The 10,913-nt window shown below is 65.8% G+C and carries 11 protein-coding genes; 4 read left to right on the top strand and 7 right to left on the bottom strand.

Annotated elements, in window-relative coordinates; genetic code table 11:
• Positions 1-901: plastocyanin/azurin family copper-binding protein (locus VEY12_13125; GenBank protein HYM41064.1), on the bottom strand; the 901-nt coding region annotated here is incomplete at its 3' end.
• On the bottom strand, positions 867-1,544 hold the full coding sequence (locus VEY12_13120; GenBank protein ID HYM41063.1) for a cytochrome c oxidase subunit II transmembrane domain-containing protein: 678 nt from the start codon (positions 1,542-1,544) through the stop codon (positions 867-869). The genes VEY12_13125 and VEY12_13120, both read right to left, overlap by 35 nt.
• Before the next feature lie 207 nt (positions 1,545-1,751).
• Between VEY12_13120 and VEY12_13115 the strand changes: the two genes are divergently transcribed.
• Positions 1,752-3,407, top strand: coding sequence for a cbb3-type cytochrome c oxidase subunit I (locus VEY12_13115; protein HYM41062.1), 1,656 nt, complete (start codon positions 1,752-1,754; stop codon positions 3,405-3,407).
• On the opposite strand, the gene VEY12_13110 is transcribed toward VEY12_13115, so the two are convergent.
• Positions 3,373-4,527 (bottom strand): hypothetical protein, encoded by a 1,155-nt coding sequence (locus VEY12_13110; protein HYM41061.1) that lies wholly within the window; start codon positions 4,525-4,527, stop codon positions 3,373-3,375. The genes VEY12_13115 and VEY12_13110 overlap by 35 nt on opposite strands.
• Positions 4,528-4,825: 298 nt before the next feature.
• Between VEY12_13110 and VEY12_13105 the strand changes: the two genes are divergently transcribed.
• The 3 genes from VEY12_13105 to cca are packed head-to-tail and all read left to right on the top strand — an operon-like array spanning position 4,826 to position 7,120.
• Entirely contained in the window at positions 4,826-5,050 is a 225-nt protein-coding gene (locus VEY12_13105; GenBank protein HYM41060.1) for a hypothetical protein, read from the top strand.
• Positions 5,051-5,082: 32 nt separating this feature from the next.
• Positions 5,083-5,736 carry a MarC family protein gene (locus VEY12_13100; GenBank protein ID HYM41059.1) on the top strand — a complete coding sequence of 218 codons (654 nt, stop codon included), beginning with the start codon at positions 5,083-5,085 and terminating at the stop codon, positions 5,734-5,736.
• A 43-nt stretch (positions 5,737-5,779) separates the two neighbouring features.
• Positions 5,780-7,120 carry a CCA tRNA nucleotidyltransferase gene (cca, locus tag VEY12_13095; protein HYM41058.1) on the top strand — a complete coding sequence of 447 codons (1,341 nt, stop codon included), beginning with the start codon at positions 5,780-5,782 and terminating at the stop codon, positions 7,118-7,120.
• Here cca and VEY12_13090 read toward each other — a convergent pair whose 3' ends face one another.
• The 4 genes from VEY12_13090 to VEY12_13075 form a co-directional block, all read right to left on the bottom strand.
• The gene (locus tag VEY12_13090; GenBank protein HYM41057.1) at positions 7,121-7,861 is read right to left on the bottom strand and encodes a hypothetical protein; all 741 of its coding nucleotides are present in this window, start codon (positions 7,859-7,861) and stop codon (positions 7,121-7,123) included.
• 47 nt (positions 7,862-7,908) lie between these two features.
• On the bottom strand, positions 7,909-8,595 hold the full coding sequence (locus VEY12_13085; GenBank protein ID HYM41056.1) for a DUF2085 domain-containing protein: 687 nt from the start codon (positions 8,593-8,595) through the stop codon (positions 7,909-7,911).
• Positions 8,596-8,701: 106 nt separating this feature from the next.
• Complete coding sequence (locus VEY12_13080; GenBank protein HYM41055.1) at positions 8,702-8,848, bottom strand: YHS domain-containing protein; 147 nt, start codon at positions 8,846-8,848, stop codon at positions 8,702-8,704.
• A 43-nt stretch (positions 8,849-8,891) separates the two neighbouring features.
• The coding region (locus tag VEY12_13075) for a copper-translocating P-type ATPase (protein ID HYM41054.1) at positions 8,892-10,913 on the bottom strand (2,022 nt) is incomplete at its 5' end.

Below are 10,913 nucleotides of genomic sequence, written 5' to 3'. Positions count from 1 at the left end.
GGACCTGGTACACGCCGGCGAGGACGAGGACGGCGATGATGACGCCCAGCATGATGCCTGGGATGAGCGGGATCGGGAACTTCGCGGGCGCCGGGGCGGGCGGGCCGAGGATCACGATCATGCCCCACATCGTGTTCGTGTGGATGCCGCATCGATAGGCGAACGTGCCCGCTTGGCCTGTGGGGATCGTGTAGTTCAGTGGGTTCGGGTTCCCGGAGGCACCGAAGAATCCGGACTGGGTTTCCCCGGCGTCCACGGAGGAATCGTTGTTGTAGTCGATGAACCACGTGTGGAACGTCCCGTCCGCGGAGTACAGGGTCAGGGTCACGTTGGCCCCCTTCTCCACGACGAGCGTGGGGCCCGGCTTCGTGATGTTCGTGGGCGTGAATCCCCAGCCCTTCGAGGCGTCACCGTACAACGTGTAGTGCGTCGCCGCGGAGATCGTGACGGTGCCCGTCATCCCCGTGGGATGGACCTCGCATCGATACGTGTAGGTCCCGACCCGGTCCGCCACGAAGCTCCAGACGATCGAGTTGCCTTGGGAGAATTGCGGGGATGAGGGCTCCCCCGAGGCGGGCGACGTGCCGTTGTCGTAGGCGAGGAACCAGTTGTGGTTCACACCCGCTCCGTCCAGGGAAACCAGGGTGAGCTGGATCGTGTCCCCGTACGTAACGTGGAGATGGGGCCCCGGGTTCGTCGTGTTGTTCGCACCGTATCCCCACCCCGTGAGGGCGCTCCCGTACAACGTGATGTTCTCGACCACGCCCGTGGCGAGGACGGGCGGCGCGACGGCTGGGCTCGCGTGGCCCGGCATCGTGAATCCGGCCAACCCGACGCCAATGAGGGCCGCGGCGAGCAGGAACGCCTTAGCGAACGACCGTGAGGGTTGCGTCCATGGCATAGTGACCCTGACCGCAGAACTGGGTACAGACGACCACATACTGACCCGGCATGTCCGGCTTGAACCAGATTTGGTTCACGTGGCCGGGGATGGCATCCAAGTGGACGCCGAGGGCGGGGATGAAGAGGGAATGGTCCACGTCCACGGACTTCACGACGAGGAGGACGGTCTGGTTCGAGATCAGGGTGAGCGCGCCCACGGGATAGTGGATGTCGGTTCCGTTCCCGGTGTAATTCACCCAGAACTCCCAGAACCACTGATGCCCGATCGCCGTGACTTGGACGTCGTAGTGCTGAGGGACCGTGTCTGTGAAGGTGAGCGTCTCGAAGGCGAGGACGCCGAGGACCAGGAGGATGACCGCCGGGACGATCGTCCATGCGGCCTCGAGGGTATGGTTCGAGGAGGCCAGTTTCGGATTCGGCGCGGTGTGACCCCTGCGCACCCGGAACTTGAGTACTGTGGCCACGAGCACGATGCCGACGAACACGCCGATGCCGACGGCCAGTATGGCCACGATCCAGAACAAGTTCGCAATCTGGGTCATGCTCGTGGACGCGCCCGCCGCGGAAGCACCCGCGGCGGCGCCCAGCAGGGAGATCAAGCCGGTCGTCGCCAAAATCGACAGTCGACGCGCCGCGCGCATCGCCGCGCCGAACACCGCGGTGCTCTAAAGCGTTTGCGGTTTGCCGAAATCTTCGGCATTCCGAACTCGTTGATTCCATGGAGGGAACCTGCGAACTCCGTCGTTCGTCGCCGATGCCCGCAGGAGAATGTGGAAACCCTTTTCTACGACGCCGAGGTTCCCGTTTCGGTCGACCTAACTCTGTCGGCGCGTCTTTGAGGTCCAGCGATGGCGGGCGAGGTGGTCATCCGGCACGGCGTGGAGGAAGAGGTTGTCCACGAGCGCGTGGGCGTCTTCAAGTGGATCTATACCACGAGCCACCACGACATCGGCATCATGTACATCGTCAACTCGCTCATCTTCTTCTTCATGGGCGGGCTGCTCGCGGAACTCATCAGGACCCAGCTCGCCTATCCGGGTCAGTCGTTCGTGGACTCCGCGACGTACGACCAGCTGTTCACGATGCACGGGACCACGATGGTCTTCCTCGTGGCGATCCCCATCCTCGCGGGATTCGGGAACCTCATGCTTCCCCCGCTCATCGGCGCGAAGGACATGGCCTTCCCACGCGTGAACGCGCTCAGCTTCTGGCTCATTCCGGTCGCCGGGACCATCATGTGGCTCGGCGTGGCGAACGTCGGTTGGTCCGGGTACACGCCCCTGTCCGCGTTCGACAACGGCGTCGGCGTGGACATGTGGATCGTGGGGCTGCAACTGCTGGGCATCTCTTCCACCGCGGGCGCGATCAATTTCCTTGTCACCGCCCTCCGCCATCGCGCTCCCGGCGTGACCTTGAAGAACCTCTCACTCTTCGCCTGGTCCATTGTCGCCACGGCGGCCATCACGCTCGTGGCGACGCCCGTGCTCGCCGCAGGCCTGTTCGTCCTCCTCCTGGACCGCCACGGGATCACGCACTTCCTGACCCAGCTCAACGGCAGCGACCCGATCATGTGGCAGAACCTGTTCTGGTTCTACTCCCACCCCGCGGTCTACATCATGATCCTGCCCGCGATGGGCATCGTGTCCGAGGTCATCCCTCGGTTCTCCCACCGGCCCATCTTCGGGTACAAGGCCATCGCCCTCTCCACCGTGGCGATCGCCTTCCTGTCCTTCGGCGTCTGGGTCCACCACATGTTCACGTCGGGCATCGACCTGAGCGCGCGCCTTCCCTTCATGATCATCACGTTGATCATCGCGGTCCCGAGCGGGATCAAGGTGTTCAACTGGATCATGACCATGTGGGGCGGAGCCATCGAGCTCAAGACGCCCATGCTCTTCGCGATCGGCTTCGTGGGCATGTTCGTGATCGGCGGCATCACGGGCGTGTTCCAGGCGCCCATCCCCGTGGACTACGAGCTCCACGACACGTACTGGGTCGTGGGCCACATCCACTACGTGCTGTTCGGCGGCACGATCATGGGTGTCCTCGCGGGGATCTACTACTGGTATCCGCGGATGTCGGGCCGCATGTACAGCGAGCGCCTGGGCCGCTGGCACTTCGCCTTCACTATGGTCGGGTTGAATCTCGTGTTCTTCTGCCAACTCTTCTTGGGCCTCCAGGGGATGCCGCGCCGCGTCTGGACGTACCCGGCCCAGTTCTGGACGCTGAACTGGCTCGCGACGATCGGCGCGTACATCCTGGGCACCGGCCAGCTCATCTTCGCAGGGAACATGATCTGGAGCTTCTTCCGCGGACCCCGGTCCAGCCCGGACCCGTGGGGCGGCATGCCCATGACCGGGACGGAGTTCGGGGCCCCTGCCCCGCTCGCGCCCGAGTGGTGGGAGAAGGAGCAGGCCGCAGTAGCCGCGGCGGCGCGTGCGACGGCGGCTGCGGCCGACGGCGGGACGCTCAGTGCTGGAGCGGGGCCGCCTCGAGTTCCCTGAGGATCTCCTCGGCGAGCTTGGCTGCGGAGTCGTAGTCCCCGGCCTCGAACGCGGCCCGGGCCTGCTTGAGCGTCTTGCGGATCTCGCTCACGTTCCGCCCCGCGTCGCGGGCCTTCTTCGCGGTCTCGAGGGCCTTCGTCATCCGGTCCAGGGCCTCGGTCCGGGAAATTCGGGACCGGGGCTCCGAGGGGAGTGCTTCCTCCATGAGATCGTCCTTGGGGGTCTCCACCTTGGGCGCGGGGGTTGGCACAGGTGGCGGCGCCCCGAGGGGCGGCGAGGGCGGGGGCGGCGGCGGCACATGGGTCGGCGGCTCGACGGCGACGTCGATCCCGCTCGCCTCGAGCGCCGCGGCGAGGTACTTCTCCGCCTCGATCAGGCTCTTCTCCTTCTGGGCGAGCTTCTCCCGCTCCGAGGCGAGCCGGGTGAGTTCCCCCTTGAGGCTGCCCTGGAGCTCGACGAACGAGTCGTGCTGCGCGAGGGACTCCTTCTGCCGCGCGTGCATGTCCTCGGCGATCTTGAGCATCTCCTTCTCGCGGGCCTCGAGCGCCGCGAGCCGGTCGTTCTGGGACCGGATGAGGTCCTCCTCGCGACGGGAGAGGGTCCGCTCGCGCTCCGCAAGCCCCTTCTCCATGGTCGAGAACCGGTCGATCATGTCGGCCAGGCTCCGCTCGCGCTGGGCCATGAGTTCTTCGCGCTCGACGAGGGCCTGGAGTTTGCTCTCAGAATCCTTGATCTGGCCCTGGAGCTCGACCTCCAGGCGCTTGATGCGGTCCTCGCCCTCCTTGACGGCACGGTCGCGGTCGTTCAGGGTTCGCGCCCAGTCCTGGAGCCGCTTCTCCTCGGCGGCGACCTTCTCGCGGTCCGATCGCATGGCGGCGATGTCCCGGTCGATGGAGGCGCGGGACTCCGCGACATCCTGGCGTTCCTGGGAGAACGCGCTGCGGTCCGCCTGGAGCTTCGCGGACTGCTTTTCGAGGTCCGCCCTCGCCGCGTCGAGCTGGACCTTGAGGGCGTCCAGTTCCTTGGCACGCGCCTCGAGGGCCGACTTGGTTTCTTTGAACTTCGACGCGGACGCCTTCACGGCGTCCAGGATGAGGGGGGACGGTTTGTCGTTCGGCATGTTCGCTCACCACCGCAAGATGGCGATTGGTGGACGCAGTGCGGTCTGTTCGTATATAAGTGGTGCTGCGAAGAAATCAATCACGAGAACATACGCGCCCTACCCGGAGGGAGATCGTGTCGGTCGGCCGCTTCGCGGGATCGCCGAGGCGGAGATCGCGCGCGGACCGTCGCGGCCGGGGGCGTCGGGGCGGGCTCCGAATTGTCAACGGAGCGTCAGACAAACGAAAGACAGAAATAGGGTCATCGTCGTACGAGCGTCTGCACGCCTCCGGTGGAGGCGGTCAAGGGATGGGAACATGCCAGCACTCCGAGAGATCTCGTTCGACGACGCTCGGAAGATCGCGGCCGACAAAGGGCTGCAACCGAGCAAGGTGAAGGGGACGAACACACTCCGGTTCTCCAAGACCCCGAGCGACAAGCTCACGGTCATCACCTGGGACGAGTTCCAGCAGACGGCCCGGGTCCGCGGCCTCGCGGTGTTCGAGTCGGCGGGCTGGATGAAGCTGATGAAGAAGCACTAGGCCGCAACGTCCGCCATCATCCAGGGAAGCCCATGGTCGACGTCGCCTTCGCAGCGACCGCCATGGCCTCCATCTTTGCCATCGTGGATCCCTTCGGGGTCATCCCGTTCTTCTCCGTCCTGACGGAGGACATGAGCTTCCAGCAGAAGCGGGACGTGATCTCCAAGAGCTGCCTCGTGGCCACCACGGTCCTGGGCGTCTTCGCCGTCTTCGGCCAGTTCATCTTCGCGGCGTTCGGCTTCTCGATTCCCGCGTTCGAGATCGCCGGCGGCGTCCTGCTGTTCGTCGTCGCCTTCGAGATGATGCACGGCGAGCGCCCGCGGACCAAGATGACGGAGTCCGAGCGGACGGAGACCCTGGAGCGGGAGGACGTGGGGATCATCCCGCTCGGCGTGCCCCTTCTGGCAGGACCGGGCGCGATTACCACGGTCATGATCTACATGACCCATCCTGTCGCGGACCCCATGGACAAGATGTTCATCTTCGCGGGGATCCTCGTCGCCGTGATGACCACGTTCTTCCTCATGCACTACGCAGACCGGATCTTCAAGCGAATCGGCCGCACGGGGACCAAGGTCATCGGACGGATCATGGGACTCCTCCTCGCGGCCATCGCGGTCCAGTTCATCATCAACGGCATCATCGGCGCGTACAACAACGCCCTGACCACGGGCGTGCTCCACTGAGCGTCCCCAACACCTTTTATGCGCCGCGCCGCATCCCCCGCCCGTGACCCTGGAGGCGGAGATCCTCGCGCGCATCCGGCCGCCGCCCGAGGAGGAGAAGGCCCTGGAGGCCATGGTCCGCGACCTCCTCGCGGAAGTCCAGGCGGTCCTGAAGGCCAGGGGATGGGAGGCGAAGCCCTTCATCTCGGGCTCCGTGGCCAAGGGCACCCACCTCACCGGGGCCGACGTCGATCTCTTCGTCGCCTTCCCGCCCGACCTGCCCCGGGACGAGCTCGAGACGCGCGGCCTCGCCCTCGGGGAAATCCTGGAGCGGGGCGTGCACATGTACGCGGAGCATCCGTACACGCGGGGGTTCTTCCGCGGCATCCAGGTGGAGATCGTCCCCTGCTACCACATCACGGACGCGAGCCAGCGGATGAGCGCGGTGGACCGGACGCCGCTCCACGTGGACTACGTCCTGGGACACCTGAACGGAGACCAGGGGGACCAGATCCGTCTCCTGAAGGCCTGGTCGGAGGGCATCGGTCTCTACGGCGCCGAGGCGAAGATCCGCGGGTTCAGCGGGTATCTCTGCGAGCTCCTCGTGCTAAAGTATGGCTCGTTCCGGGGCGTGCTCGAGGCGAGCCTGACGTGGCGCCGCGGCGCCGTCCTCGAGCTCGACCGCCCCCCGGGGCGCAAGTTCGACGAGCCCCTGGTCGTCGTCGACCCGGTCGACCCGAACCGCAACGTGGCCAGCGCGGTCTCCCTGGAACAGATGGCGTTCTTTGTCCACGCGGCCCGCGAATACCTGCGGGATCCGCGGAAGCCCTTCTTCTTCCCGAAGCCCCTCAAGCCGCTCTCGGTGCCTCGCCTCCGCGCGCTTGCGAAGCGACGCGGCAGTCACCTCCTCGCCGTGTCGATCCGTGCGCCCGGGGTCACGGAGGACGTCCTGTACCCCCAGCTCCGCAAGGCGCACCGGGCCTTCCTAGAGCTGTTCGATCGCGAGGGCTTCTCCGTCCACGACTCCCGCTTCGACGTCGCGGGCAACGAAGCCGTCTTCCTCTTCGAGTTCGCCATCGCCTCGCTGCCCCGCGTCCAGCGCCATGAGGGGCCACCCGTGTGGGTGAAGAACGCGAAGGAGTTCCTGGAGAAGTGGCGGAGCGACTCCCGGACCTTGGCGGGACCCTTCATCGTGCAGGAGCGGTGGACCGTAGACGTGGCCCGTGCGTTCGTCGAACCCGGCTCCTTGATCCGAGGCTCGTGGCGTTCCCTGAGCCTGGGCAAGGATCTGGAGAAGACCGCCAGACGCAGCCTCCGAGTCCGCACCGGGTCCGCGGCCCTGCTCGCCGCGTACGGGGCCGCGTGGACCGTGCTGTTCGACAAGCGGTTCCCCTGGGAACGCTGACTACGGGGAATTGATGGTGATGGTCTCCGTGGTCGCCAGTCCGCTCGTGTCCGTGGCGGTGACAACAAGAATGGCGGAGGGCGCGTTCGGCAAGGATACGGCGTACGTGTTCGGATAGAACGTCGGATTTGCCGCGCCCAGACACGCGTTCGCCTTGCCGGAGACGTCCGAGGCGGTTGCGTTCTTGCCGCCGACGCTCACATGGACGTCGCGGATTCCCACATTGTCGGTCGCCCGGAAGATCACGTACATCGTGTTGTTCCCGGACCGCGGGATGTGAACCACCGAGCTCGGGCTTGCGGGGTAGCACTCCATGGAGTTCGGCAGGGGCGTCGTCGTGGTCGCGTTCGTGTTGAACGTCCCGACCTGGAACGATCCGACGACGGGGCTCGTGTGATTCCCGAAGGGCGGGTTCAGGAGGAGGATCGTGAACGCGAGCCAGCTGAAGAAGTAGACCATCGCGTGGCTCGCCCAGTCCCGTCGCTTGAACCCATGGATGGGAAGGCCCACCATGGGGAGCAGGAAATACAGCGCAGCGAAGGCGAAGAGTCCAAGGAGGAACCCGACGATGGCAAGGCTCAGGGCATAGAAGAGATAGAACAGGATCGCCCCGACGATGGCCCAAGCGATCACGACGACCGAGATCTTCGCGTTCTCGATTTCCTTGCGCATGTAGCCGACTTCGTCGAACTCGGGGGGTTCCCAGACGGGGACGTCCTCCTTCCGCTTCCGACGGGCCACGCGGCTCCGATACAGGGGTCCGCTATATAGGTTGCTCCGCGTGCGTCTCAGGGAGTCGCAGGAGGCATTTGCGCGCGCATCCTCGCGATGTCCATCTGGAACTGGCGGATCGAGATCAGCATGGCGCCGACGAGCAAGCCGCCTACGAATCCCCCGGGTGCGCCGGTCAGGACGCGCATGAGGTTCGTCGACTCATAGTGCGTGATGTCGGAAAAGAGCTGGTAGAATCCGTCGATGGCGACGGGCAGGAGCCCGACGACGACGATCAGGGCGCCCGCGCGGTCGGGGTGGAAGCGGGCGAGACGCCGCCGGAACCACGCGGGCAAGGCGTTGACCATGACTCGTCCCGCAGACGTCGACGGCTGTGCGAAGGCGGCCGCGACGAGCCCGACGTTCGCGAAGACGTACATGGAGGTCATCCGCGCGCACATGGGCATCTGGTTGCCGTTGATGTAGAAGGAGCGGAACCAGAGCTGGTGGCACTGGATGTCCCCGAAGGTGTACACCGCCCGCGGATAGATCCACAGCGTCTGCCAAATCGCCTCGTAGTTCAGCTGGTTCGCGGCGCCCAGGTGATAGGCCACGGTCGGGTACTGCGCGTACGGCCATGCGAACGTGCCGGGCGCCAGGATCGCGGGCGCGATGAAGAACGAGGCGCACCAGAAGAGGTTCAGGAGGAGCAGGCCGAACAACGGCTTGCTCCAGAGCAGCCTCTGCCACGAGCCGGACGCCACGCTCCGACGAGGGTGACCTCTGGGCATAAACGTTTGCCGGGACTCGGGGTCGGTTCGGTCGGCCGAAAGGTCTTCGCGCCTTGCGGAGAACTTGCGGCGGCGCGGCTCACTTCGCGAACTTGGCGGGATTCTTGTCGAACGCCGCCTTGCACCCGGTGTTGCAGAAGTAGTACGTCTTACCCTGGTACATCGACGTGCCCGCCGACCGCTTCTCGTCCACCATCATCCCGCACACGGGATCCTTCGCTACCATCCTTCACCCCCTGGTCCTTCGACCTCATGAACGTTCTCCATTCTCAGATCCGGGGCTTGAACCGCCGCAACGTCATCGAGTTCGCGACCACGGACACGGAGCTGAAGCCCATGGCCGCGCCCGCGTAGATGGGGTCGAGCAGGACCCCGAAGGCGATGAACAGAAGGCCCGCAGCCAGCGGGATCAGGGCCGTGTTGTATCCGAAGGCCCAGAACAGGTTCTGCCGGATCTTGCGGACCGTGGCCCGGCTCAGCTGGATCGCGGCGACCACGTCCCGGAGGTCGTCCTTGACCAGGACGATGCCGCCTGCCTCCATGGCCACATCGGTCCCGCTCCCGAGGGCGATGCCCACGTCCGCTCGGGCGAGGGCCGGTGCGTCGTTGATCCCGTCGCCGACCATGGCGACGATCTTCCCGTCCTCCTGCAGCTCCTTGATTTTCTGCTCCTTCTGGCTCGGCAGGACCTCGGCGATGACCGCGGTCAACCCGACCTGCTGGGCGATCGCCTCGGCTGTTCGGCGGTTGTCGCCCGTGAGCATGACGACCTCGATGTCCATGGCTTTGAGCGCGCGGACCGCCTCGGCGGCATGCTCCTTGAGGGTGTCCGCCACTGCGATCACGCCGCGAAGTTGCCCGTCCACGGCGAGGAGCATCGCGGTCTTCCCGTCGGACTGCAGGCGCACGAGGATCGGCTCGGCCGCTGCGTACGGCACACCGGCTTCCGCGAGGAGACCGGGGTTGCCGACGAGGACGGAACGGCCCTCGACCTTCGCCCTCAGCCCGAGCCCGGGGCTCACGACGACGTCCGTGGCTTCGGCGAGGCGACGTTCCTTCGCCGCCGCAGCATGGGCGATGGCCTGGCCCAGGGGATGTTCGGACCCTTGTTCCGCGCTCCCCGCGAGCCACAGGACGCCGTCCGCGTCGAGGTCCCCGAACGGGATCGCGTCGGTCACGGCGGGCTTCCCCTTGGTCAGCGTGCCCGTCTTGTCGAACACGACTGTGGTCAACTTGTGCGCCTTCTCGAGATACTCCCCCCCTTTGATCAGGAGACCGTTTTCCGCGCCTTTGCCGGTGCCTACCATGATCGCCGCGGGGGTCGCGAGACCGAGGGCGCAGGGGCACGCGATGATGATGACCGCGATGAAGATCGTCAGGGCAAAGGGGACGGGCTTGCCGAAGGCAACGAGCCACGCGAGCGCCGACACGGCAGCGATGGTGATCACCGCAGGGACGAACACGGAGGCCACCTTGTCCGCGAGGCGTTGGATGGGGGCCCGGGAGATCTGGGCGTCCTCGACGAGCTTAATGATCTGGTTGAGCGTCGTGTCGGCCCCGACCTTCGTCGCGTTGGCCCGGAGAAAACCGGTCTTGTTGATCGTCGAGCCGATGATCGTGTCCCCGGCCTTCTTGTCGACCGGGATGGACTCCCCCGTGATCATGGACTCGTCCAGCGCCGAGGCGCCCTCGAGGATCACCCCGTCCACAGGGACCCGCTCACCCGGCCGGACGACGAAGTCGTCGTCGACCTGGACCTGTTCGACCGGAATTTCCACCTCCGTCCCGTTTCGCACGACGCGGGCGGTGCGCGGGGCCAGGTCCATGAGCTTGCGAATCGCGTCGCCGGCTCGTCCCTTGGCGATCTCCTCGAAGTACTTGCCCAGCAGGATGAGGCCGATGATCGCGGCGGCCGTGTCGTAGTACGTCACGGGATTCGCGATCGGCACGCCAAGGTACGGGAGGAACGTGACGACCGTGCTGTAGGCCCACGCCGCGGAGGTGCCCATGGCGATCAGGACGTCCATGTTCGCGCTGCGATTCCTCAGTGCGTCCCACGTTCCGCGGTAGAAGCGCCAGCCCGCGATGAACTGGACCGGGGTCGCGAGGAGGAAGAACACAACGTTCAGGGGCTGCTCGAGGCCCGCGAACCACCAGCCAAGTCCGAGACCGAACGCGACGACGGCCATGGGGAGACCGATGCCCAGGCTGAACACGGACAGGCGGGCGAGCTTCTTGATCTCCTGCTCGGGCGCCGTGAACGTCTCCCGGCACGTCTCCGAACAGAAGTA

It is taken from the genome of Thermoplasmata archaeon, from assembly GCA_035632695.1.
GTDB lineage: Archaea > Thermoplasmatota > Thermoplasmata > RBG-16-68-12 > RBG-16-68-12 > RBG-16-68-12.
This window is presented reverse-complemented; position numbering and strand designations above follow the sequence as displayed.

Excerpts from the sequence above, each read along its gene's own strand:
- VEY12_13105 (HYM41060.1), top strand. The coding sequence starts at position 4,826 with ATGCCAGCACTCCGAGAGATCTCGTTCGACGACGCTCGGAAGATCGCG.
- VEY12_13110 (HYM41061.1), bottom strand. The coding sequence starts at position 4,527 with ATGCCGAACGACAAACCGTCCCCCCTCATCCTGGACGCCGTGAAGGCG.
- VEY12_13120 (HYM41063.1), bottom strand. The coding sequence starts at position 1,544 with ATGCGCGCGGCGCGTCGACTGTCGATTTTGGCGACGACCGGCTTGATC.
- VEY12_13080 (HYM41055.1), bottom strand. The coding sequence starts at position 8,848 with ATGGTAGCGAAGGATCCCGTGTGCGGGATGATGGTGGACGAGAAGCGG.
- VEY12_13100 (HYM41059.1), top strand. The coding sequence starts at position 5,083 with ATGGTCGACGTCGCCTTCGCAGCGACCGCCATGGCCTCCATCTTTGCC.
- VEY12_13115 (HYM41062.1), top strand. The coding sequence starts at position 1,752 with ATGGCGGGCGAGGTGGTCATCCGGCACGGCGTGGAGGAAGAGGTTGTC.